General features: G+C 62.2%; 22 protein-coding genes. 14 read left to right on the top strand and 8 right to left on the bottom strand.

The window, feature by feature from the left end; all coding sequences use genetic code 11:
• The first annotated feature begins 63 nt into the window (after positions 1-63).
• From NKF26_RS08145 to NKF26_RS08135, 3 genes are all read left to right on the top strand, one after another.
• Entirely contained in the window at positions 64-1,803 is a 1,740-nt protein-coding gene (locus NKF26_RS08145; RefSeq protein ID WP_369682134.1) for a 2-oxoacid:acceptor oxidoreductase subunit alpha, read from the top strand.
• Entirely contained in the window at positions 1,800-2,663 is an 864-nt protein-coding gene (locus NKF26_RS08140; RefSeq protein ID WP_253226737.1) for a 2-oxoacid:ferredoxin oxidoreductase subunit beta, read from the top strand. The genes NKF26_RS08145 and NKF26_RS08140 overlap by 4 nt, the downstream gene beginning before the upstream one ends.
• Before the next feature lie 363 nt (positions 2,664-3,026).
• Positions 3,027-4,259: a digeranylgeranylglycerophospholipid reductase gene (locus NKF26_RS08135; RefSeq protein WP_253226800.1), complete on the top strand. Its 1,233-nt coding sequence runs from the start codon at positions 3,027-3,029 to the stop codon at positions 4,257-4,259.
• Between the two features lie 47 nt (positions 4,260-4,306).
• Here NKF26_RS08135 and NKF26_RS08130 read toward each other — a convergent pair whose 3' ends face one another.
• Positions 4,307-4,630 (bottom strand): MazG-like family protein, encoded by a 324-nt coding sequence (locus NKF26_RS08130; RefSeq protein ID WP_253234168.1) that lies wholly within the window; start codon positions 4,628-4,630, stop codon positions 4,307-4,309.
• A 175-nt stretch (positions 4,631-4,805) separates the two neighbouring features.
• Here NKF26_RS08130 and NKF26_RS08125 point away from each other — a divergent pair, with 175 nt between their 5' ends.
• Together NKF26_RS08125 and ddh are read left to right on the top strand one after the other, a co-directional pair.
• Positions 4,806-6,107: an NUDIX domain-containing protein gene (locus tag NKF26_RS08125; protein ID WP_253234167.1), complete on the top strand. Its 1,302-nt coding sequence runs from the start codon at positions 4,806-4,808 to the stop codon at positions 6,105-6,107.
• Between the two features lie 290 nt (positions 6,108-6,397).
• Positions 6,398-7,333, top strand: a complete 936-nt coding sequence (ddh, locus tag NKF26_RS08120) for a D-2-hydroxyacid dehydrogenase (RefSeq protein ID WP_253226740.1) — start codon at positions 6,398-6,400, stop codon at positions 7,331-7,333.
• A gap of 99 nt (positions 7,334-7,432) precedes the next feature.
• Here the strand turns inward: ddh and NKF26_RS08115 are convergent, their stop codons facing one another.
• The 3 genes from NKF26_RS08115 to NKF26_RS08105 all read right to left on the bottom strand — a co-directional run bounded on the left by NKF26_RS08115 (position 7,433) and on the right by NKF26_RS08105 (position 9,205).
• Positions 7,433-8,560 carry a M20 family metallopeptidase gene (locus NKF26_RS08115; RefSeq protein ID WP_253234166.1) on the bottom strand — a complete coding sequence of 376 codons (1,128 nt, stop codon included), beginning with the start codon at positions 8,558-8,560 and terminating at the stop codon, positions 7,433-7,435.
• 81 nt (positions 8,561-8,641) lie between these two features.
• Complete coding sequence (locus NKF26_RS08110; protein WP_253226742.1) at positions 8,642-8,944, bottom strand: hypothetical protein; 303 nt, start codon at positions 8,942-8,944, stop codon at positions 8,642-8,644.
• A gap of 99 nt (positions 8,945-9,043) precedes the next feature.
• Positions 9,044-9,205, bottom strand: a complete 162-nt coding sequence (locus NKF26_RS08105) for a hypothetical protein (protein WP_253226743.1) — start codon at positions 9,203-9,205, stop codon at positions 9,044-9,046.
• Between the two features lie 81 nt (positions 9,206-9,286).
• Between NKF26_RS08105 and NKF26_RS08100 the strand changes: the two genes are divergently transcribed.
• Together NKF26_RS08100 and NKF26_RS08095 are read left to right on the top strand one after the other, a co-directional pair.
• Positions 9,287-11,119, top strand: a complete 1,833-nt coding sequence (locus tag NKF26_RS08100; RefSeq protein ID WP_253226744.1) for a PINc/VapC family ATPase — start codon at positions 9,287-9,289, stop codon at positions 11,117-11,119.
• Between the two features lie 179 nt (positions 11,120-11,298).
• On the top strand, positions 11,299-11,547 hold the full coding sequence (locus NKF26_RS08095) for a DUF4242 domain-containing protein (RefSeq protein WP_150123107.1): 249 nt from the start codon (positions 11,299-11,301) through the stop codon (positions 11,545-11,547).
• Between the two features lie 63 nt (positions 11,548-11,610).
• Here the strand turns inward: NKF26_RS08095 and NKF26_RS08090 are convergent, their stop codons facing one another.
• Both NKF26_RS08090 and NKF26_RS08085 read right to left on the bottom strand, forming a co-directional pair.
• Positions 11,611-12,630 (bottom strand): NAD-dependent epimerase/dehydratase family protein, encoded by a 1,020-nt coding sequence (locus NKF26_RS08090; RefSeq protein ID WP_253234165.1) that lies wholly within the window; start codon positions 12,628-12,630, stop codon positions 11,611-11,613.
• Between the two features lie 106 nt (positions 12,631-12,736).
• A complete protein-coding gene (locus NKF26_RS08085; protein WP_253226801.1) occupies positions 12,737-13,015 on the bottom strand; it encodes a helix-turn-helix domain-containing protein in 279 nt (92 codons plus the stop codon).
• 335 nt (positions 13,016-13,350) lie between these two features.
• Between NKF26_RS08085 and NKF26_RS08080 the strand changes: the two genes are divergently transcribed.
• The 4 genes from NKF26_RS08080 (at position 13,351) to NKF26_RS08065 (ending at position 17,620) form a co-directional block, all read left to right on the top strand.
• On the top strand, positions 13,351-13,662 hold the full coding sequence (locus tag NKF26_RS08080) for a hypothetical protein (protein WP_253226746.1): 312 nt from the start codon (positions 13,351-13,353) through the stop codon (positions 13,660-13,662).
• A gap of 2 nt (positions 13,663-13,664) precedes the next feature.
• Complete coding sequence (locus tag NKF26_RS08075; protein ID WP_066144531.1) at positions 13,665-15,476, top strand: ribosome biogenesis/translation initiation ATPase RLI; 1,812 nt, start codon at positions 13,665-13,667, stop codon at positions 15,474-15,476.
• A gap of 152 nt (positions 15,477-15,628) precedes the next feature.
• Positions 15,629-16,315, top strand: coding sequence for a thioredoxin domain-containing protein (locus tag NKF26_RS08070; RefSeq protein WP_253226748.1), 687 nt, complete (start codon positions 15,629-15,631; stop codon positions 16,313-16,315).
• A 45-nt stretch (positions 16,316-16,360) separates the two neighbouring features.
• Positions 16,361-17,620, top strand: a complete 1,260-nt coding sequence (locus tag NKF26_RS08065) for a hypothetical protein (RefSeq protein ID WP_253234164.1) — start codon at positions 16,361-16,363, stop codon at positions 17,618-17,620.
• A 53-nt stretch (positions 17,621-17,673) separates the two neighbouring features.
• On the opposite strand, the gene NKF26_RS08060 is transcribed toward NKF26_RS08065, so the two are convergent.
• Positions 17,674-18,210: an archaemetzincin family Zn-dependent metalloprotease gene (locus NKF26_RS08060; RefSeq protein ID WP_066144548.1), complete on the bottom strand. Its 537-nt coding sequence runs from the start codon at positions 18,208-18,210 to the stop codon at positions 17,674-17,676.
• A gap of 21 nt (positions 18,211-18,231) precedes the next feature.
• Between NKF26_RS08060 and NKF26_RS08055 the strand changes: the two genes are divergently transcribed.
• Positions 18,232-18,639, top strand: coding sequence for a UPF0146 family protein (locus NKF26_RS08055; RefSeq protein ID WP_253226750.1), 408 nt, complete (start codon positions 18,232-18,234; stop codon positions 18,637-18,639).
• A 366-nt stretch (positions 18,640-19,005) separates the two neighbouring features.
• Here the strand turns inward: NKF26_RS08055 and NKF26_RS08050 are convergent, their stop codons facing one another.
• Complete coding sequence (locus tag NKF26_RS08050) at positions 19,006-19,617, bottom strand: methyltransferase domain-containing protein (RefSeq protein WP_253226751.1); 612 nt, start codon at positions 19,615-19,617, stop codon at positions 19,006-19,008.
• Positions 19,618-19,741: 124 nt separating this feature from the next.
• Here NKF26_RS08050 and NKF26_RS08045 point away from each other — a divergent pair, with 124 nt between their 5' ends.
• Together NKF26_RS08045 and NKF26_RS08040 are read left to right on the top strand one after the other, a co-directional pair.
• Positions 19,742-20,614: a TIGR01548 family HAD-type hydrolase gene (locus NKF26_RS08045; protein ID WP_253234271.1), complete on the top strand. Its 873-nt coding sequence runs from the start codon at positions 19,742-19,744 to the stop codon at positions 20,612-20,614.
• 240 nt (positions 20,615-20,854) lie between these two features.
• On the top strand, positions 20,855-22,303 hold the full coding sequence (locus NKF26_RS08040) for a PKD domain-containing protein (RefSeq protein WP_253226752.1): 1,449 nt from the start codon (positions 20,855-20,857) through the stop codon (positions 22,301-22,303).
• Positions 22,304-22,349 lie beyond the last annotated feature (46 nt).

Raw genomic sequence — 22,349 nt, 5'->3', positions numbered from 1 at the left:
GAGTCCGCTTCAGAAGGCTTTTGATTTGCCACCGGGTAGCCTAGCAACGATGCAAGACCTGAACTGGGCCTCGGCGGCGAAGCCGGCGATGGAATCGATTCGACCGGGAAAATCTTTGCGCAAGCACTCTCCCGGGCGGGCCGACATGTCTTCACGTCGAAGGATTTCGCGTCCCGTATCCGAGGTGGGTACACCGCGTACAAGATTCGGTCGTCTACCGACCGAATCGAGAGCGTCGTGGACCGATTGGACATTCTCGTAGCACTGACCCAGCGGACGATCGACGAGAACCTCGATGAGCTTCACGAGGACAGCGTCATCATCTACGACGGGGAACGAACGGAGATGGAGGACGTCGACATCCCCGAGGAGATGATCGGGCTGGCCGTTCCGCTCCGCAGCCTCGCGAAGGACGCTGGCGGAACCATCATGCAGAACGTCGTCGCGCTCGGCGCGGCCTGCGAAGTAACGAACTTCCCCATCGAGAACCTCGACAGCGCACTCGAGAAGAAGTTCGGTTCCAAAGGTGAGGCCATCGTCGAGAACAACAAGAAAGCCGCCCTTCTCGGGCAGGAGTACGTCCAGGAGGAGTACGACCACGACTTCGCCTACGACATCGAGACGACGGACAACGACTACGTCCTACTCAACGGTGACGAGGCCATCGGCATGGGCGCACTCGCCGCAGGATGTCGGTTCTACTCCGGCTATCCGATCACGCCAGCGACGAACGTCATGGAGTATCTCACGGGCCGAATCGAGCACTTCGGCGGCACCGTGATGCAGGCCGAGGACGAACTGTCGGCCATCAACATGGCGCTCGGCGCGGCACGCGCAGGCGCACGTTCGATGACGGCGACGTCCGGTCCGGGTATCGACCTGATGACCGAGACGTTCGGCCTCATCGCACAGAGCGAGACGCCGCTCGTCATCTGTGACGTGATGCGCTCCGGTCCATCGACCGGGATGCCGACCAAGCAGGAACAGGGCGATTTGAACATGACGCTGTACGGTGGCCACGGCGAGATTCCGCGGTTCGTCGTCGCACCGACGAACATCGCCGAGTGTTTCCACAAGACCATCGAGGCGTTCAACTTCGCCGAGAAGTACCAGACGCCGGTCTTCCTGCTCGCCGACCTCGCGATGGCGGTCACCGAGCAGACGTTCGCGCCCGAGGAATTCGACATGGACGCGGTCGAAATCGACCGCGGAAACGTCGTGGACGAGGACGACATCGACGCGTGGACGGACGAACAGGACAGGTTCCAACCCCACTTCCCGACCGCGGACGGCATCAGCCCCCGCGCGTTCCCCGGAACGAAGGGCGGTGCCCACATGTCCACCGGTCTCGAACACAACGCGCTCGGTCGCCGGACGGAGGACACCGAGATTCGTGTCGAACAGGTCGACAAGCGCAACCGCAAGGTCGAGACGGCCAAGGAAGAGGAGGACTTGACGCCGCGCGAGTTCGGTGACGCCGACTCGGACACGCTCGTCATCTCGTGGGGGTCGAACGAAGGGCCGATGCGCGAAGCCCTCGACTTCCTCGAAGAGGACGACGTGAGCGTTCGGTTCCTCTCGGTTCCGTACATCTTCCCGCGTCCCGACCTCACCGAGGACATCGAGTCCGCGGACACGGTCATCGTGGTCGAGTGTAACGCCACCGGGCAGTTTGCCGACGTTCTCGAACACGACGCGCTTACCCGTGTCGAGCGGATAAACAAGTACAACGGTATCCGATTCAAGGCCGACGAATTGGCTGACGATATCAAGGCGAAACTCGGACAGGAGATAGAAGCATGAGTTCAGAGGTTCGATTCACCGACTTCAAGTCGGACAAGCAACCGACGTGGTGTCCCGGATGCGGTGACTTCGGGACGATGAACGGGATGATGAAAGCACTCGCCGAAACCGGCAACACGCCGGACGACACGTTCGTCGTCGCCGGTATCGGCTGCTCCGGTAAGATCGGGACGTTCATGCACTCCTACGCCATCCACGGCGTTCACGGACGTGCGCTCCCGGTCGGCACGGGTGTCAAACTCGCCAACCCCGACCTCGAAGTGATGGTCGCGGGTGGTGACGGTGACGGTTACTCCATCGGTGTGGGTCACTTCATCCACGCAGTTCGACGCAACGTGGACATGTCCTACATCGTCATGGACAACCGCATCTACGGACTGACGAAGGGACAGGCCTCGCCGACCAGCCGCGAGGACTTCGAGACGAGCACGACGCCGGAAGGCCCCAAACAGCCGCCGGTCAACCCGCTCGCGCTCGCCCTCTCGGCGGGCGCGACGTTCATTGCACAGTCCTTCTCGACGGACGCACAGCGTCACGCGGAAATCGTCCAGAAGGCCATCGAGCACGACGGCTTCGGCTTCGTGAACGTCTTCTCGCCGTGTGTCACGTTCAACGACGTGGACACGTACGACTACTACCGCGACGCCATCGTCGACCTCGCGGACGAGGGTCACGACCCGCACGACTACGACGCGGCAAAGGAGAAAATCCTCGACGCCAGCAAGGAGTATCAGGGCGTCATCTACCAGGACGAGGACAGCGTCCCGTACGGCGAACTCCACGGTCTCGGGAAGAACATGACCGAGATTCCGGACGGCGCACCCGAGGACGCGATGGACCTCGTGCGCGAGTTCTACTGAAGCAGTTCGGGTTCGATTTCTATTTCGTTTTTTCCGCGACGGCCGGGTAGTCTACCGGCTGTCGGCCGTCCATGGTAGTATGAGACACAGACACATCTGACCATCCGCTCACGACGAAAACCCGGTTCATCAAGCCGTTTGCGCCTGTTTTTTATGAGATGAACGGTAAGAAGGTATAGAGATGACTGCGGACATGTGTACTGTCGTTAGCGGCACCGGGTGTTCCCCCGCCGCGACGACATTCGACTCTTATGACACTGGCCGACGCTGCGACGGAACCGACGGCCGTTCGACCGCCGATTCCCCCTCATTGCAAGCGTTCGAAACGGAGGAACCCTCCTCATGCGCGACGAAGGTGACGGCATGAGCGAGCACTACGATGTGATCATCGCAGGTGCGGGTCCCGCCGGTGCACAGTGTGCGCGGGACTTGGCCCAGCGTGGCTACGAGGTCGTCGTTCTCGAAGCCGAGAAGGAAGACGGCTTCCCACAACAGAGCAACAAATCGACCGCCGGGACGTTCTCGTCGATGATGGCGGCGTTCGGCATCCCGGACGAAGTCGTGATGAACTACACCGACAACGTCGTCCTGGAATCCCCGAACGAGTACTTCGCCAAGTCCCAACCGGGTGCAGTTCTCGAATTCGCTGATTTCAAGCGCTTCTTGGTGGAGGATAGCCGGGAGGAAGGTGCTGAATACTGGTTCGGCTCCCGCGTCGCGAAACCCATCATGGAGCACAACGATATCGTCGGGGTTCGCTACTCCGGCAACCAGGAAGTGTACGGCGACATCATCATCGACGCGACCGGTCCGAGCGCCCCGCTCGCAAAGCATCTCGGCGTGAGCGACCTCAAGCGCGAGAATCAGGCCATCGGCGTCGAGTTCGAGATGGAAGGCATCGATATCGACCCCGAGGGATATGCCGACCTCACCGACGCGATGATGCTTCGACTCGACCACGACCTCGCGCCCGGCGGCTACTCGTGGATCTTCCACACGGGCGAGGACACGGCAAAGGTCGGACTCTGTTACATCCAGAACGAGAGTCACAGCGACTACGCCAAGGAGGGCATGGGCATCGACGACTACCTCCAGTACTGGCTCGACAACGACCCACGGTTCGAGAACGCGGAACGAATCGAAGGCAAGCAACACCGTGGCTCCGCCCACATCCAGACGCCGGGCGCGCTCTCCACGGACAACTTCATGGCCATCGGCGACACCGTTCCGACCATCGACCCGCTCTGGGGCGAGGGTATCCACGTCGGCATGAAGTCCGCACGCGCGGCGGCGATAACCGCCGACCGCTGTTTCATGACGACCACCCCCGATACGTCGGCGGACAACATGTCCATCTACGACAATCTTTGGCACAGCAACGTCGCACCTAACGCCCGGATGCGCTTGCTGATGACGCAACTGCTCTACCTCGCCAAAAACGAGCGCTACGACACGCTGATTCGTGACCTCAAACAGCTCAGTCACAGCACGCTGGCGAACGCGAACAACGGGCAGATTCGCGGCATGCTCAAACTGATCCACAAGGAAGATATCCCGCTCCTCAAGCGGTTCATCAAAGAACGGCTCCCGATGTAACGGTCGGTTCCCGAATTACTCTCTGTTTTACTCGATTCTCGAAGTGCTCACGTATCGAAATCCGTCTCCGTTTTCGACGATGCGCTCCCGCTCTGGTGAATTCTCGCCCGATACTTTTCGAGCGCCTCGTCCAAGGCGTCGTCCGCGTCCACGTCGAGGGCGTTCGCCACCGCGAGCAGCGAGAACAGCGCATCGCCGATTTCGTCCGACTTCACGTCGAGCGCTTCCGGGTCAGCACCCCATTTCGATGATTTCGTCGCGTCGGCCGCGATTTCGCCAACTTCGGCCGCCAAATCGAGGATTCGATACGCCGGGTCGCACGTCAGTTCGTGTTCCTCCACGAACGCGGCGACGACCTGCTGTTCGTCCATGTTCGTAGTCAACGACAGTTCGAGGTGAATTTTCGGGACGGTGCTTCGATGACAGGCGTGACGCGGTGGGCATCGTTTCGGAGAACCGACCTCGTCGGTTCCGCCAAGACAATTACTCTACTCGTCGAGGGCGTTCGCCCACAGGTTGAACTCCCGCGCTCTCGTCGCTTCGCTCATGGACGAAACCCACGTCGTGACCTGTATGCTGCGCAACCGTGGGGAGGTGTTGCTCCTCCGGCGAAGCGAGGAGGTGGGGTCGTACTCCGGGCAGTGGGGAGGGGTGGCCGGACACGCGGAGGGGGACCCCGACGCCCTCGCGCGCGAGGAAATCGAGGAGGAGACCGGACTGCTGGACGACTGCACGTTCGTCCGATCGGGCGACCCGTTCGAGGTGGACGACGAATCGCTGGACAAACGCTGGGTCGTGCATCCATACCTGTTCGACTGTGCGAGCCGGGACGTTCGAATCGACTGGGAGACGACCGAGGCGGAGTGGGTCCCACCGACGGAAATTCTCCGTCGCGAGACGGTTCCGGACCTCTGGACCTCCTACGACCGCGTCGCGCCGACGGTCGAATCGGTCGTCGAGGACGCCGAACACGGGTCAGCATATATCTCCGTCCGGGCGCTCGAAGTCCTTCGGGACCGAGCGGGAACGTGTGCGGTTCGCGGTGGCGGTGGTAGTGGTGACGGCGGCAGTGGCGATGGTGATGGCGGGAGCAGTGACTGGAACGAACTCGCCGCCCTCGCCCGCGACTTGCTCGACGCCCGTCCGAGCATGGCCGCGCTGGGAAACCGCGTGAATCGCGCCATGGCCGACGCGAGGGGTTCGGGAGCGGACCCCGAGACGGTCGAACGCGCCGCTATCGAGGGCATCGAACGAGCCTACCGAGTGGACGAGGACGCGACGGAAAACGCCCGCGAGGAAATCGCCGACGCCGCGGTGCTCACGCTCTCGCGCTCGGGGACCGTGCTCGATGCGCTCCGGAACGCGGCGCGCGTGTTCGTCGCCGAATCGCGTCCCGCGAACGAGGGAGTTGGCGTGGCGGAGGCGCTGGCCGAGGGAACCGACGTGACCCTGCACACCGACGCCGCGACGGCGCACGTGCTGGCGACCGAAGAAATCGACTACGTCGTCGGCGGCGCGGATTCGGTGCTCCCGAGCGGCGACGTGGTGAACAAGACCGGAACGCGGGGCACGGCGCTCGCGGCGAACCGGGAGGACGTTCCCGTTCTCGTCGTCACCGCGACTGACAAGGTTCGGACGACGGACGAACCCGTGTTGGAGGACGGCTCACCGAATGCGGTGTACGACGGCGATGCGGACCTGTCGGTGGTGAATCCGACCTTCGACGTGACGCCCGCCGAACTCGTTTCCGGCTACGTGACCGAGCGCGGTATCCTGGACCGCGGAGGAATCGGTTCGGTGGCCGAGGAACTGGAAGGTCTCACCGGATGGCAGAACGAGAGTCGTTGAGTCAGCTTGCTGAACATCGTTCGGAGTCGTCGCTCGCAAGAGTCAAACCGTTCGAGCGGATACTCCCGCCCGGGCGGCGGTGACGAAAGTTACCCCCTCCGAGCCCCTTGTGACGAGGATTTCTCCCGAGCCGCCCTTCGAAATTTCGTCGAGTCGAATCTTCACACGCCTTCGAGCACCGCGACAGCCACCGCGCCCGATTTGGTACCGGGGTGACAGGAAACTATCGGTGAACCCGATCCGACTGCCGCCGTCCGAAGATTCATCCTGTCGCCGTGGGTACCCCCTCCATGGAGATTTCTCACCTCGGTGTCCACGAGTCCGTACGCGCCATCTTCCCTCCCGCGCAGTTGCGTGACGCGCTTTCGTCCGTCGACCCGACGGTCGTCGTCGTGGGCGACGACCCGGACGAGTTGGCGGACTGCGACGCGCTCGTCACCTTCGCGTACCGTGATTCGTTTCTCGATGCCGACCTCGAATGGATCCACTCGGTTCAGGCCGGATACGACCGCTTCCCGCTGGACGAGTTCGAGGACGCGGGGATCATTCTGACGAACAGCACGGGGATTCACGGCACCAGCGTCGGCGAGACCGTGTTGGGGACGATGCTCCAACTCGCCCGCCGTCTACACGTCTATACCCGCCAGCAGGGTGACCACGAGTGGAGTCGCCCGGACTGGGACGTGCCGTTCACGCTACAGGGCGAATCGCTCTGCGTCGTCGGTCTCGGCACGCTCGGACAGGGAATCGCCAAACGGGCCGACGCCATCGGTATGCACGTCACCGGCGTCCGCCGCTCGGCCGAGTCGGTTCCCCACGTCCGGACCGTCTACGCGGACGACCACCTCCACGAGGCCATCTCGAACGCCCGCTTCGTCGCGCTGGCCACCCCGCTCACCGCCGAGACGGAAGGGTTGATGGGAGAAGCGGAGTTCGACGCCATGCGTGACGACGCCTACTTCATCAACGTCGCCCGTGGCCCCTGCGCGGATCAGGATGCCTTGGTTGCCGCCCTGCAAGACGGGAGTATCGCCGGTGGCGTACTCGACGTGTTCGAGGAGGAGCCGTTACCCGAGAACTCGCCGCTCTGGGACATGGACGACGTCATCATCACGCCGCACGCCTCCGCCATGGAGGTGGATTACTACGATCACATCGCGGAACTGGTCCGGGAGAACGTCCAGCACATCGACGCCGACGAACAGCTTACGAACCGCGTCGTCTGAGTCGTGACTGGGCAGTCGATGCCCATCTCTCGGGAACTGCAATCACGGAAAGTACGACGGACAGAAAAGTCCCAACTCCGTACCCCACTCGCCACTGCCCTACAGTCGCTCGGCGGTGTTCAGGTAGGTCCGGTAACAGCGCTCCAGCACGTCGATGCCGACGCTCTCGTTCTTCGTGTGTGCTTCGCCGGGTTCTGAGGCACCGCAGACCACGCACGTCACGCCCGCTTGTGCCAGCCAGCCCGCGTCCGTGGCGTGGGGTTTCGTCACCTGTTTGGGGTCGTTGTCCTGTGCATCTTCCGCCGCCGCGAGCACGGTGTCGGCGAAGTCGGCGTCATCGCACTCCATCGGTGGCAAGTCCTGTTCGACGGACCACTCGACGCCGTCGATTTCCTCGACCGCTTCGAGGGCGGCGCGTTCGCCGGGGACGGTGCGCTCGTCGATGGTGACGTCACAGGTCGCGGGAATGACGTTCCACGCGCTACCGCCCTCGATTTCGGTGGCGACGACGCTCCCCGAGAGTTCGTTCCCGAGGACGGAGACGGTGGGGACCGAACAGTCGCGCACGATGTCCACGGCGTCGGTGGCGCGATAGATCGCGTTCTCGCCCGCTTCGGGTTCACTGGCGTGGGCGGCCGTTCCGTGTGCCGTGATGGTGCTCGCCCGTCGGCCCCGGTGGGCGACGACGACGTCCGTGACGTCCCCTTTCGAGTAGTTCGTGGAGCCTTCGGCGATGATAGCACAGTCCGGAGCGAAGTCGTGGTCGATGGCGTAGCGTGCACCGGTCCCGCCGATCTCCTCGCCGACGAAACTGGCGAAGACGAGGTCGCAAGTCGGGTCGGCGTCGCGGAACGCGAGCATCGAGGCGGCGACGGAGCCTTTCATGTCCGCCGCGCCTCGCCCGTACAGCCGTCCGCCGCGTTCTTCGACCACGTAGTCGTCGCCGTCGGTCTGGGAGTCGTCCGGCGGAACGACGTCGTGGTGGCCGACGAACGCGAGGGACGTATCGGTCGTTCCATCGTCCGTCGTTCCGCGAGCGACGACGTTCCCGGACTGCGTCTGGGAGCCAGTCGCTCTTCGAGCGATGACGTTTCCTTTTCCGTCGCGGGTGACGTCGGCGTCCGTCTCCGATCGGAGCCATTCCTCGATACGGTCCCCCGCTGCCGTCTCGTCCTCGTGACTCGGAATCGAGACGAGGTCGCGGGTCAACTCGACCAGTTCGTCCATACACCCATCTGTTCGGCGGGGGGCTTAGTATCCAGCAACTCGGCAAGAACGGATCCGGAACTCACGTCCGGAGCGGTAGTTTCACGAGGTGAACTCGTCGGGACAGCAGTCGATTATTCGTTCCAAAAACGGGGTTTCCCGATATCGAACCGTCTCAGTCCGATCGTCGTAATCGACCATCGCGGTGTCCCGGAGATACGGAATGTGAACGTGTCGAAGACGTATTTCGGTTTGCTGTGCATTCCCCCCGAGTAGTTCGATCAGTTCTTCGACCGTCGCGGTGCCATCCGATGATTCGGAGAGGTAGTACAACAGTTGTCGCCGTTGTTCGTCCGAAAGCGTCTCGAACGTTTCATCGAGGCTCGCGGACGTGAGTGCTACCATCCTGCGCATTTTGTTCTGTCAGCCTTCTAATCTTGGCGCTTGCGATAGCAAGTGGCTTCGGCAGCAAGTGACGAAATTCGGAAGCGAACGGCGAAACCGTCAGATGCCACAGTCATCGACGTATTCGTACTCCGCGTAGCGGTCGAGTTTCCGTTCGACGGCGTCGAGAAGCCACTCTTCGACGGTTTCGTCCGCGAGGTCGGCTTCGATTCGGTCGCGTGTCTCGGCGTCGACGGTGAGAACGAGGTGGGCGTGACGCATCGACCCACATACGTTACCGACTACCAAAAGCATGACTCACACGCTGAAACCCTTATCAGGCTACCGCACGAACCGAGAGACATGAACGTAGTGCCGGATACGAGCGCCGTCGTCGATGGCCGGATTTCCCAGAAAGTCGGTGACGGTGACTTTGCCGGGGCGACGGTTCTCATCCCCGAAGCCGTCGTTAGCGAACTCGAATCGCAGGCGAACAAAGGAGAGGAGAGCGGTTGGGACGGTCTGTCGGAACTGCAGCGACTCGCGGACTTCGCGGACGCGGGCGACATCGATCTCGATTTCGTCGGGGTGCGCCCCGGACCCGAAGAGCAGGGGTACGCCCACCGCGGCGAGATAGACGCGCTCATCCGCGAACTGGCCGAGGAACACGACGCCACCTTCGTCACGAGCGACCTCGTGCAGAGCGAGGTGGCGAAAGCCAAGGGGTTGGACGTGGAGTACATCGCGCCGAAGACCGAGGACGTCGGCCGACTCAGTATCGAGGATTTCTTCGACGAGCAGACGATGAGCGTCCACCTCCGGTCGCGGGTGCCGCCGATGGCCAAACGCGGCGAGATCGGCGATATGCACTATCAGAAAATCCGTGACGACCCCTCGACCGACGAGGATCTCAAGGAGTACGCACAGGAGATCATCCAGAGCGCGAAACAGAGCAACGAGGGCTTCATCGAGATCGACGAACCGGGTATGACCATCGTCCAGTTCCGCGACTACCGTATCGCCATCGCGGAACCGCCGTTCGCGGATGCGTGGGAGATCACGGCGGTTCGACCCATCGTCAAGACCTCGCTGGACGACTACGAGCACGCGGACGAACTCCGCGGGCGACTCCTCGAACGCCAGCGCGGCGTTCTCATCTCCGGTGCACCCGGTGCCGGGAAATCCACCTTCGCACAAGCCGTCGCGGAATTCCTCGCGGACAACGACTTCGCCGTGAAGACGATGGAGAAACCTCGCGACTTGCAGGTCGGCCCGGAAGTCACCCAGTACACCGAGTTGGCTGGCGAGATGGAGAAGACCGCCGACTCCCTGCTGATGGTGCGGCCGGACTACACCATCTACGACGAGGTGCGGAAGACGAACGACTTCGAGGTGTTCGCCGACATGCGCCTCGCGGGCGTCGGCATGGTCGGCGTCGTCCACGCCACGCGACCGATCGACGCGCTGCAGCGGCTCATCGGCCGGGTCGAACTCGGCATGATTCCGCAGATCGTGGACACCGTCGTCTACATCGAAGCCGGGCAGATCGAGAAGGTGTACGACGTACGGACGAAGGTCAAGGTGCCCGCAGGCATGACCGAGGAGGACCTCGCCCGCCCCGTCATCCTCGTGGAGGAGTTCGAGACCGGAACGCCGGAATACGAGATCTACACCTTCAACCGGCAGGTCGTCACGGTCCCTTTGGAAGACGGTGACGAGAAGGAAACCGGCGTCTCGCGCCTCGCCCGACAGGAGATCGAGCGCGAAATCCAATCCGTCTCGCGCGGGCACGTCGACGTCGACCTGCAGGGGCAGAACAAGGCCGTCGTCTACGTGGACGAAAACGACATCTCCTACGTCATCGGCAAGGGCGGCGGTCGCATCGACGACATCGAGAACCGCCTCGGCATCGACATCGACGTGCGGACCCACGACGAGAAACCGTCCTCGGTCGGGACGACGGCGGTGGCTCCGAAGGGGAACGTCGTTACCCCCGAAATCACGTCGCGTCACGTCATCATCCCGCTCGACGGCCACGCCGGGGAGACCGTCGAGGTGCAGGCCGACGGCGAGTACCTGTTCACCGCGACGGTCGGCCGCGGCGGCGACATCCAGGTTTCCCGCGGCAGCGCCATCGCGGAGGAACTGGAGTACGCCATCGACAGGGAACGCCAGATCACGGTCGTTTCGGCGTAATTGGACAGCGTTCAGTCACTATTTGCTCGTGGGAAATCAGCCATCCGCGTCGATTTACGCAATCTTCACGAGCCGTCGTGGTGCTATCTCAAGAATACCCGTTCGAGTAGCTATCGTCCATCAGTAAACGTATCAATCAAAAATATTTATTCTGGTGTGTGTGCTAGATACAAGCTGCCATGCCACTATACATGGACGTACACCGGGGGGTAGAAGGGACCGCCGAAGACGTGGCGAGGGCACACGAGCAGGACATCGAGACCCAGGAAGAACACGGCGTGGAGTACAAGACCTATTGGGCAGGCGAGGACGAGGGAGTGGTCTTCTGCCTCTTCGAGGCACCGAACAAAGAAGCGGGCGAGAAGGTTCACCGGGAGGCACACGGACTCGTCGCCGACGAAATCTTCGAAGTCGAAGAAGGCGAGTGATCGTTCGTCTGTGCACCTCTGTTTTTAGTCGTGATCGATTCAGGGACCCGGATTTTATCCGTTTTACCGATACTCCGCTAGCTCTGCGACCACGTCCGAGGTCGCCACGCGCCACTCCTCGATGAGCGCGTCCTCGAACGGTTCTTCGTCCCAGTCGTCTATCTCGTCGTTCTCCTCCAACCACTCGACGGTCCGGGCGACGCCGGTCTCGAAGTCGACCGTGTACTCGTGGTCCAGATCGCGTTTCGCCTTGCTGTTGTCGAACGTCGTGGCGAACTGGAAGTGGTCGCGGAGCATGCCGGTCCGCTCCGGGACGACCGACGTGAGCACGTCGGTCGGGATGTGGACGAGTTCCGGTTCGGGCGCGCCGATGGCGCTGGCGACGCGGCGGTGGTACTGGTTCCACGTGATGAACTCCTCGCTGGTGACGTGGTAGGCCTCGCCGTACGCGGCCTCGTTGCCGATGGCGTTCACGAACGCGCGGGCCACGTCGTCGCGGTGGCACGGCCCCCAAATCGAGGTGCCGTCGCCGTGGACGATGATGGGTTTCCCCGCCCGAAGGCGGTCGAGGTAGTACGTGTCGTCGCCGAACGAATGGAGGACGCCGCCGCCCTCGCCGTAGGTGCTCCACGGGCGGATGACGGTCGTTTCGAACTTCCCGTCCTCGTGAGCGCCCATGAACACGTCCTCGGCGTCGGCCTTGTTGCGGCCGTAGTCGCTCACGTTCGGGTGTCTGGCGGCATCCTCGGTGATCGGGTTGCGCTCCGGCGGGCGGTGGTAGACATCGACGGTGCTACAGAAGACGTACTGGTCGACGTGGGGCGCGACCGCATCGACGGTCTCCCGCGCCGTCTCGGGCGAGAAACAGACCATGTCGACCAGCGCGTCCGGGTCGGCGTCCGCGACCGCCGCTTCGAGGGCGTCCGTGTCGTGTCGGTCCCCCTGTACGTGCGTCACGGTCCCCGGCAGTTCGCCGTCGTGGTTCCCGCGCGTGAAGACCGTCACGGACCGGTCGTCCGCGACGAGTTGCGTGACGATGCCGGTGCTGATGAGTCCGGTACCGCCGATAACGAACACGTTCATACCGTGTCGTTCGTGCGTGAGAACTAATGGATGCGGGTAGCGGCGAGCGAATCGAAGCATCGCCGTCGGCAAAAGGAAAGACGAAAATTGGGAGAGATGAGCGGAGTTATTCGGCACACTGGGCGTCGACGGACTGGTCCGTCTCCGCCTCGGTCGGGACGTTAATCTCGTAGAGGTTCTGTCGGGCGTCGGCGAAGTAGATGTCTTCGTCCACGACGCCAATGTCTTCGAGTCGTTCGAGCGCGTAGCGAACCGTCCGTGCGGACAGCATCGATTCGTCCACGATCTGTTTCTGCGTCAGCGACCCGTTGTATTCGAGAACTTTGAAAACTAATTTCGCACTGGGTGGTAGGTCGTCGATTTCCTCCCGTTCAGTTTGGCTCATCATCGTTACGAATCGAAACACCCCATCGCCATAAAACTATTGAGACGGAGTGACACGGAAAGGACACGCGTAGCCACTACGACAGTCGTTTTCGGGGGACGAAACGGGTCTCGAAGCGTTTTCGCCGACAGCGCAGCGTCGGCATTGATACTGATTCACATACACATCCTAAAAGTCATCCACCGTCTGTATTCGGGTCGTTTCCCTGAGGACTTCGTCCCATTTCGACATCCCGACGAAACGACGTTTTCCCGCGCGACGGAACCGTCTCGGGGAAGCGGCGGAGGGTATGGACAAGCGAACATCTTTTGAGGTAGGATACCCGATTGCCACGCATGGCGACTGAAAAGGCATCTGAGCAACGGGCGTCCCATCTCCGTAGTATTACTATTACGTCGCTCGCGTCGATTGCAGGAATCATCGCCGGAGTGGCCTCCGCCATGGTGGCGGGGACCACCCCCCCAGCGGCGAAGGATCAGATGGGATTGGTCATTATGCTCGCGTTCGTGGTGGTGCAACTGCCACTGCTGTATCTCATCGGTTACGAACTGGATGGTGTGAAAGACGCGCTCTTCGTGGCGTTCATGACGTTCTCGCTCTGGTTCATTACGTGGGGAATTCTCCTGATTAACCAAGTGAGGATCTGAGAATGGCAGACGACAGTATCGCGGTCGTGGACCTTGAGCGGTGCTCACCCGACCGTTGCAACTACGAGTGTAAGAACTTCTGCCCGCCGAACCGGACGGGAAAGGAGTGCATCACGCTCCGCGGCGAGGACACGACCGAAGGACAGCCCGACCAGGTCCACATCAGCGAGGAGATCTGTCTCGGCGAGACGTGCGGTATCTGTGTCGAGAAGTGTCCGTTCGACGCCATCGAGATCATCAACCTGCCGAGCGAACTGCAGGAGGACCCCGTCCACCGCTACGGGGAAAACGCCTTTTCGCTCTACGGACTGCCGGTTCCACAGGAAGGGCAGGTCACGGGTATTCTCGGTCCGAACGGGAGCGGGAAAACGACCGCAGTGAAGATTCTGGCGGGCGAACTCGCGCCGAACCTCGGCCAGTTCGACGACCCACCGGGATGGGACACCATCCTCGAACGCTATCGCGGGACGGAACTACAGGACTACCTCGGCGATGTGCGAGACGGCGACGTGACCGTCGCCCGCAAACCGCAGTACGTCGATAAGATCCCGGACCGATTCGACGGGAGCACCGCCGAGTTGCTCACCCGAACCGACGAGCGCGGCGTGCTGGACGACCTCCTTTCCCGCCTCGAAATCGAGCACGTCATGGAACAGGACATCGACAGCCTGTCCGGCGGTGAACTCCAGCGCGTCGCCCTGACGGCGGCACTCGCTCGGGACGCGGACTTCTACTTCCTCGACGAAATCACGCCGTATCTCGACATCAGCCAGCGCGTCACGGTCGCCCGCCTGCTCCAGGAGATGGCGAACGAGCAGGGTCGCTCCATGCTCGTGGTCGAACACGACCTCGCCATCCTCGACTTGGTGGCCGACAACCTCCACGTCGCGTACGGCGAACCCGGCGCGTACGGTGTCATCACGACGCCGAAATCGGTCCGCAACGGCATCAACGAGTACCTCAAGGGCTATCTCAACAACGAGAACATGCGGATCCGCCCGAACGCCATCGAGTTCGACGCACACGCCCCGCGCGAGACGGTCACCGCCGACCCGCTCGTGGAGTACCCGGACCTCAGAAAATCGTACGGCGAGGGCGAGTTCTCGCTCGACGTGGAGGGCGGAACGATCTACGAGAACGAAGTGTTGGGCATCGTCGGTCCGAACGGCATCGGGAAATCGACGTTCGCGCGACTGCTCGCCGGACGGCTCGAACCGGACGAGGGCGACGTTGACTTCGCGCTGGACATCTCGTACAAACCCCAGTACATCGAGATCGACCAACCGATGCGCGTGGACGTCTTCCTGTCGTCGCTGACCGACGACATGGGGACCTCCTACTGGGACACGGAAATCTCCCAACCGCTCCAACTCGAACGCATCATGGAGCAGGACCTGACCGACCTCTCCGGCGGCGAGCGTCAGCGAGTCGCCATCGCGGCCTGTCTGTCGAAACCCGCCGATCTCTACCTGCTGGACGAGCCGTCGGCGTACCTCGACGTCGAACAGCGCGTCCGCGCGACGCGCGCCATCCGCCGCTACGCCGAGATTCAGGACGCCACCGTGCTGGTCATCGACCACGACACGTATATGATCGACCTGCTCTCGGACCGCCTGATGGTGTTCGACGGCGAACCCGCCGAACACGGTCACGCCGGACGCCCGAAGGGAATGCGCGACGGCATGAACGACTTCCTCGCCAACCTCGACATCACGTTCCGCCGCGACGAGAACGTGGGTCGCCCGCGCATCAACAAACCCGGCAGCCAGCTCGACCGCCAACAGAAGAACGAGGGCGAGTACTACTACAGCTAGAGTCGCGTTTTTCTCATCTCACGCGTTTTCGATCCGCATCAGCGGCGGTCGCTCCGTGCGACTGGTGACAAACGACCCGACGCAGAGCGACGGGACCCATCCCCCGAGAACAGACGAAAGGTACTCAATCCAGAAGTCCGAAGGGTACGAAAATGGGTCTCTCACGGCGACGACTTCTCCAGGCAACCGGCGTAACCGGCGTAGCCGCCCTCGGCGGGTGTCTCGGTCTCGGTAAGAGCGGCGATTCGAATAGCGACTACAACATCGCGGACGCCCCGATTCCCGATAATCCGGGCAAACACACGTACGCGATCGCGGGAACGGGCAACGCCGATACGACGGTGCAGTACTTCAGCAACTGGAAGTGTCCGTACTGCGCGCAGTTCAGCACGGGCTTTCTGCATACGGTGATGTCCGACTACGTCGAACCGGGGAAGATCGACCTCGAATTTCGGTCGCTCGCGTACTACAACGGCCAACCGTTCCTGGGGGCGGACGCGCCACGCGCCTCCGAAGCGGGACTCGCGGTGTGGAACGTCGATCCGCAGTCGTTCTGGAAGTACTACGAGCAGGTGTTCTCCAACCAGCCTTCCGAACAGAAGCAGTGGGCGACGACGGACAAACTGCTCTCGTTCATGAAGAAAGCGGGCGTGAAACACCGGGACGAGATCAAATCGCAGATAGAGTCGAACAAGTACAAATCGGAGCTACAGAAGACCGATACGGCGGCCCAGAAAGCGGGCGTCAACAGCACGCCGATGTTGATCATCGACGGCCAAACGGTCGCCGCTCTCAAGACGGACAAGGTAACCAAACTGTTGGATTCCGCGACGAACTGACCCGAAACCGAATCCCTTTTTCCCCCGTCTGCGTAGGGAGGAGTAGTGATTTCCACGCTCTCCTCGTGGCTTTCTCTCTCGGACAACCGCGCAAAGTTGTTCGCCGCCCTCACGGTCGTTCTGTTCGCCACCGCAGGAGTCGGGGCGCTCACCGCACCCGACGGCCCCCACCTGACCGTCGATCAGCAGCGCCCGGCCAACAACACCTACATCGCGTTGCAGGGCTACCAACACGAAGGACGCGCCATCGAGGTCAACCCCGCAGGAAAGATCGTCTGGCAGTACACGAAAGCGGACGACGTGTTCGACATCGAAGCGCTCGGACCGAACCGAGTGCAAATCGCGACCGCCGAAGAGATTCCCGACGAAAGCTGTCCCGCGAAGTACCGGAACGACGGGTACGAAAACTGCGTTCGTGATTCCCTCCGAATCGTGGAGAAGAGCACGAAAAAGACCCTGTGGAACTATTCGTGGTACGACGCCAAACTCCAACACCACGAACTCCACGACGCCGACCACTACGTCGTCGACGGCGAGGACCGCTGGGTGATGGTCGATATGGGCAACAACCGCGTGTTCGCCGTGAACCGCGACAAACAGATCGTCTGGCAGTGGAACGCCACCGACACCTACGAATTCCCGAAGGGGATGGACAAGGAGGGCGACTGGACGCACGTCAACGACGTGGACCGAATCCGACCGGGCGTCTTCCGAATCAGCCTCCGCAACTTCGATACGGTCGCGGACCTGCACGTGCAGGAGAACGGATCGGTCACTGTCACCCCCGTGGTTGGGCCGAATTCGTACTCGAAATCCGGGAAAATCCTCTACGAACAGCACAACCCCGACACGCTGGCCAACGACACCCTGCTCGTAGCCGACAGCGAACACGACCGCGTGGTCGAGATTCGAAACAACACGACCACTTGGACGTACGGAGGGAGCGGCATGTTCGACTGGCCCCGTGACGCCGACCGCCTGTCGAACGGCCACACGCTCATCACCGACTCGTACAACGACCGCGTCGTGGAAATCGACCAAAACGGGAAGGTCGTCTGGGCCATCAAAACCGGGTCGCTTCCCTACGAGGCGGATCGAGTGCCGGGCGAGGGAAGCAACGGCCCGACGGCCAGTCAACTCGGGATTCCGAATCGCACCGAGGGAGCGTCCGTGGTGAACGAACGGGTCGATTGGGGCGTCGCGATGGCGAAGTACGTCCTGCCGAACGACCTCGCACAGCAGTTGGTCACGATGCTCTTCGGCCTGTTGGCGCTCGTCGGGGCCGTCATCGAACGCTTACGCTAGCGGATCGAGATCAAGATCGTTTACCGGACCCAAAAACGGGATCGAGAGTTCCTTCAGAGCACTTGACGCTGACAGGTACCGCAGAGGTTCTCCTCTTTGACGTCCACTTCGCGGACGGTCGGGGAGAAGTTCATCACACAGCGGTTGTTGTCGCAGTGTTCGAGACCGAGGGTGTGGCCGATCTCGTGGACGACTTCCTTTCGAACACGGTCGGAGAACACCTCCTCGGTCGGTTTGGTCGTGATGCCGCCGTCGGAGGAGAGACCGTCCTTCGTGGGTTCCAGTCGATAGGTGGAGATGACGCTGCCGCGTCCGTCGAGATACGCGAGGCCGAATACGTAGTTCCGGCGACGATAGAAGAGATCCTCCGGCGTGATGGCGATGTTTTTCTCACCAGTCCCGATACGACTGGCTAGCTCGATGAACCCCTCGGCGCGATACTGGTCGCGGTTCGGGTCGTGGGTCCCGGAGGGTATTTCCTGTCGCTCGTGCACCATCACGTCGCAATCGTAAATCGTCCGAAGGGCCGCTGAAGCCTCGCGTTTGACCCGCCCCGTGACGTCCCCCACGGGGACGATGTCAATCAACATGGCAACTTCTATGGGCGGACGATGCATAAACATCCCGCCGTGGACCCGAAACCCCGTGACGAAATCGTTATGCGGCTCGCCAACTATCAGCGCGCCGTCGAGATCGGAATCGGCAATCGACCGGACGTCGCGGGCGAACTCGCGGCGGCCGGTGTCGCCGTCACCGCGACCGATATCGTCCCACGGAGAGTACCCGACGGCGTCGGATTTCATCTGGACGACGTGACGAAGCCGAAACTGGAAGTGTATTCGGGGGCCGACCTGCTGTACGCCCGGAACTTGCCGCCGGAACTCCACCGACCCGCGCTCGCCGTCGCGAAGGAGTGTGACGCCGATTTCGTCTTCACGACCCTCGGCGGCGACGGGCCGTCCGTGCCGGTTCGACGGGAGACGATTCCGGGCGAGACGCTGTTCTGGGCGCGCGAGTGAAGGATGAAAATTTCCGTTCTTCGTTCCTGGCGCTTACTCCGCCACGTCGTAGCCGATTTCGGTGATGGCCTGTCGAACGCGGGATTCCGTCGCGGGTTCACCCTGAATGACGACTTCGTTGGCTTGTGCGTCCGGATCGACGCTGCTCACGCCACGTGGTCCCGTCACCTCGCTTCGGACGATGTTTTCACAGCTTCTTGCAACTCATGCCGATGGCTCGGAGGGTGTATCGTTCCATCTGCACTCGGAGAGAGGGCGGGAATTTAGTCGATTCCTTGACACCGTGCAGACATATTGACCAGTCGGCTGAAACGCATTCGAAGAGCCTTCGTCTAAAAGACGTTCGAAGGGACGAACGACGACCGTCTACGCTTCGGGTTTCGCCACGACGATAGTCTCGGCGGCGTGCTGGTGGGGTTCCCCGCCGGACTCGTCGTCGAAGACGAACTCGTCTTCCGCCAACAGGTCCCAGTCGTCGTAGTAGCTCCCGAGTTCGCCCTGTTCGTAAAAGAACTCGTTGTCACCCCAGTCGGGTGCGGTCGGAATCTCGGGGTGGTCCACGAACGCGAACAGGACGTGTATCCCGCCGTCCGTGGTCGCGGTTTTGAACCGCTCGAACTGCGATTCGCGGTTGTCCGGGCGAAGATACTGGAGCGCACCGCAGGAGTAGACGACGTCCATCGCGGGGAAATCGAGGTCGTTGATGTCGGCCGTGCGGGTCTGAATGTGGACGTCGCGCTCCTCGGCGAGTCGTTCGGCCTTTCGTAGCCCGTTCGGTACGGGATCGACCGCGAGAACGCCGTATCCCTGTTCGGCGAGATACACCGCGTCCCGACCCTCGCCGCTTCCGATATCGACCGCTGCGGGTGCCTTTCGTTCGGGTGCGAACTCCAGTACCGTCTCCGCCAACCCGTTGGGATCGGTCCCCCAATAAAATTCGTCGCTCCCGTAAAGTCGCTGGAGTTCGTCGTGATCCATGCACGGACCATGAGAGCGAACGACCATAGTCGGTTCGGCAGACACGTGTTACCGCGGGTGATGACCGACGATGGGTTCTCCCTCGATTCGGCACATCCTTATCGCCGCGGACGAACGCGATGGTATGAACGCCGACGCTGTCGTGCTGGATATCGACGGGGTGCTCGTGGACGTGGCGAACTCCTACCGGCGGGCGATACTCGAATCCGTCGAGCGGGTCTACGACGAAACGGTTCCCAAGGACGCCATCCAGTCGTTCAAGGACGCATCGGGATTCAACAACGACTGGGAACTCACCTACGCGGTGGCGCTGTACGTCCTCGCATCCCGTGAGAGCCTCGATGACTCCATCGAGGAGTTCACCGACCGAATCGCCGCGAACGGGGGCGGACTCGACGCCGCAGAACGGGTGGTCGAGGAGGAACTGCCCGAGGACGCCCACGACCGAGTGCGCACCGAATGGGACCCCGAAACGCTCCGCGAGGTGTTCCAGCAACTGTACCTCGGCGCGGACCTGTACGCCGACTTCGAAGGGGACGACCCGACGCTGGACACGCGAGGGTACATCAACGACGAACCCGTCCTCATCTCGGCCGAGACGGTCGAGACGCTCACCGAGAACTATCCCGTCGGCGTCGTGACGGGCAGGCCGAGTGCCGAGGCGGACATCGCCCTCGAACGCGTCGGGCTGGACGTTTCGGACGACCGCCGGTTCACGATGGACGACTGGGAGCAGGGCAAACCGCACCCGCACGCGCTGGTGACCCTCGCCGAGCGATTCGACGCCGAGCGGGTCGCCTTCGTCGGCGATACCCTGGACGACATCCAGACAGCCGTGAACGCCGCGGAAGCCGACCACGACCGCGAGTACTTCGGCGTCGGCGTGCTGACCGGCGGATTGACCGGCGAGTCCGGGCGTCGAAAGTACGAATCGGCGGGAGCGGCGGCGGTCATCGACTCCGTCGATGACCTGCCCGCGCTGTTGGCGGAACGATAGTACTACACGGTGTGGCTCGCCGTCGCGATTCCCTTCGCGAGACGGGTCACCGGCCTCGATCCCAAAACGCGGGTTTCGCCGAAGGAACGGCCTAAGCGGCCCGCAGGTGGCCCATAACAAAGGCAATCACGACTGTCTCGGAAACCGGTAGAGCACGTACAACGCGTGCTATCGGAGAATCGTGATTATGACGTATCCAGCCACACAGACGCAGTATCGCATTCGGAGGCGACCGGTGCAATGAAGCTTCGCCCCGTGCTTATCGCCCTCCTCGTCCTCTGCTCGGTCGGGACCGCCGTCGCGCTCCCCCCACCGGGAATTCCCAACGGCCCCCTCCCCGACGCCCCGACGAATCATCACAGCACCTACGCCGTCGAGCAGGGCGGATCGTGTACGCAGGTGTCGCCGATTCACGGCAGCAAGAACGTCGTCGACTTCTACGATTACGAGTCCCCGTACACGAACAAGAGCAGTTGGGCCTACGGCTCCTTCGGGACGAAATCCGTCACGCACGAGAACGGGAGCACGATGTTCCTCTATCAGGCCCCGAGCGGCGTGATGAGTCTCGTGATGATTCACGATCGGATGAACAAAAGCCGGACCGGCGGCAGCCTCCCGATCAGCACGGTGACGTTCAAATTCAGCGGCCTGCCGAGTTCGGGCAAGTGGGTGCTGATGGACGATACGTACCCGCACCGGGACGACAAGTGGTCCCGCAACGAGTTGGACTGGATGTGGGCCGGGTCGCGCACCGACGGCGGCGTCTTCCGCGGTCTGCCGGGTGACTCGAACATCACCGTCACGCCCTCGTGGAACCGGGACGCGGCACTGTACAACCCCTCGGAAGCGCACGAGAACGTCACGTCGTGGTCCTTCCTCACGGGCAGCGTTTCGAACCCCGATTCGAAACAACTCGATATGGACGAACCCGTGAGCATCCACGCCGGAACATGTGGTGAGTCGCTCAACCCCGTCGTGGGCGTCAGCGGAACGGCCGGTGCCGGAAATCCCGTCTCCTTCGACGCGAGTCAAACGAGCGATTCGGGTGGCTCGCCGACGAAGTACCACTGGGACTTCGACAACGACGGAACGGTCGATCAGACGACGACCCGTCCCACGACCACACACGTCTACGAAACCCCCGGAAACTACATCGCTCACGTGACGGTCGAGGATAACAACGGCCGCCACGCCGGTACGACGGTTCCCGTGACCGTGAAGAAAACGAAGTCGAACATCCGGGTCACGGGCGCGTCGCTCGACAAACAACAGGTCTCGAAGGGGGACACCGTGACGGTCACCGCGACGCTCAAAAACACGGGCGACGGTGCCGGAGAGATCCCGACCGTCCTCGCGGTCGGTGACTCCGTCGGTGACAGAAAACGGGTGCAGGTCGGAGCAGGGGCGACGAAGAAAGTCACCTACAGCTACAAAGCGACCTCGTCCGGGAAACAGGAGGTTGCCGTCAACGGCGTGAAGGCGGGAACGCTCGTCGTGCAAACCCCGACGACGCAGCAGCAGACGACGACGCAGCAGACGACCACACACTCGAAGCCGAGCGGGACGACACACAGCGCGACCGACGACAACACGTTGCCGGGACCGAACATCGTGTTCAAACATCCCGGTGTGAGCGGTCTCATCGCCGCACTCGTCCTCCTCGGTGCGGCGATCGTGATCCGTCGCTAACAGGAATCGATGCCGTCGCGTCGCGACGGTGACGAGGCGTTTTTAT

This window comes from Haladaptatus sp. AB618, assembly GCF_024136965.1.
Taxonomy (GTDB): domain Archaea; phylum Halobacteriota; class Halobacteria; order Halobacteriales; family Haladaptataceae; genus Haladaptatus.
The sequence above is the reverse complement of the archived record's forward strand: the minus strand, read 5'-3'. Positions and strand labels throughout refer to the sequence as shown.

Bases quoted from the DNA above. Each gene is read 5' to 3' on its own strand.
- NKF26_RS08055 (WP_253226750.1), top strand. From the start codon at position 18,232: ATGCATAAACATCCCGCCGTGGACCCGAAACCCCGTGACGAAATCGTT.
- NKF26_RS08115 (WP_253234166.1), bottom strand. From the start codon at position 8,560: ATGGACGAACTGGTCGAGTTGACCCGCGACCTCGTCTCGATTCCGAGT.
- NKF26_RS08050 (WP_253226751.1), bottom strand. From the start codon at position 19,617: ATGGATCACGACGAACTCCAGCGACTTTACGGGAGCGACGAATTTTAT.
- NKF26_RS08100 (WP_253226744.1), top strand. From the start codon at position 9,287: ATGAACGTAGTGCCGGATACGAGCGCCGTCGTCGATGGCCGGATTTCC.
- NKF26_RS08125 (WP_253234167.1), top strand. From the start codon at position 4,806: ATGGACGAAACCCACGTCGTGACCTGTATGCTGCGCAACCGTGGGGAG.
- NKF26_RS08135 (WP_253226800.1), top strand. From the start codon at position 3,027: ATGAGCGAGCACTACGATGTGATCATCGCAGGTGCGGGTCCCGCCGGT.
- NKF26_RS08045 (WP_253234271.1), top strand. From the start codon at position 19,742: ATGAACGCCGACGCTGTCGTGCTGGATATCGACGGGGTGCTCGTGGAC.
- NKF26_RS08130 (WP_253234168.1), bottom strand. From the start codon at position 4,630: ATGGACGAACAGCAGGTCGTCGCCGCGTTCGTGGAGGAACACGAACTG.
- NKF26_RS08060 (WP_066144548.1), bottom strand. From the start codon at position 18,210: ATGTTGATTGACATCGTCCCCGTGGGGGACGTCACGGGGCGGGTCAAA.
- NKF26_RS08070 (WP_253226748.1), top strand. From the start codon at position 15,629: ATGGGTCTCTCACGGCGACGACTTCTCCAGGCAACCGGCGTAACCGGC.
- NKF26_RS08040 (WP_253226752.1), top strand. From the start codon at position 20,855: ATGAAGCTTCGCCCCGTGCTTATCGCCCTCCTCGTCCTCTGCTCGGTC.
- NKF26_RS08105 (WP_253226743.1), bottom strand. From the start codon at position 9,205: ATGCGTCACGCCCACCTCGTTCTCACCGTCGACGCCGAGACACGCGAC.
- NKF26_RS08095 (WP_150123107.1), top strand. From the start codon at position 11,299: ATGCCACTATACATGGACGTACACCGGGGGGTAGAAGGGACCGCCGAA.
- NKF26_RS08140 (WP_253226737.1), top strand. From the start codon at position 1,800: ATGAGTTCAGAGGTTCGATTCACCGACTTCAAGTCGGACAAGCAACCG.
- NKF26_RS08085 (WP_253226801.1), bottom strand. From the start codon at position 13,015: ATGAGCCAAACTGAACGGGAGGAAATCGACGACCTACCACCCAGTGCG.
- NKF26_RS08090 (WP_253234165.1), bottom strand. From the start codon at position 12,630: ATGAACGTGTTCGTTATCGGCGGTACCGGACTCATCAGCACCGGCATC.
- NKF26_RS08075 (WP_066144531.1), top strand. From the start codon at position 13,665: ATGGCAGACGACAGTATCGCGGTCGTGGACCTTGAGCGGTGCTCACCC.
- NKF26_RS08080 (WP_253226746.1), top strand. From the start codon at position 13,351: ATGGCGACTGAAAAGGCATCTGAGCAACGGGCGTCCCATCTCCGTAGT.
- ddh (WP_253226740.1), top strand. From the start codon at position 6,398: ATGGAGATTTCTCACCTCGGTGTCCACGAGTCCGTACGCGCCATCTTC.
- NKF26_RS08110 (WP_253226742.1), bottom strand. From the start codon at position 8,944: ATGGTAGCACTCACGTCCGCGAGCCTCGATGAAACGTTCGAGACGCTT.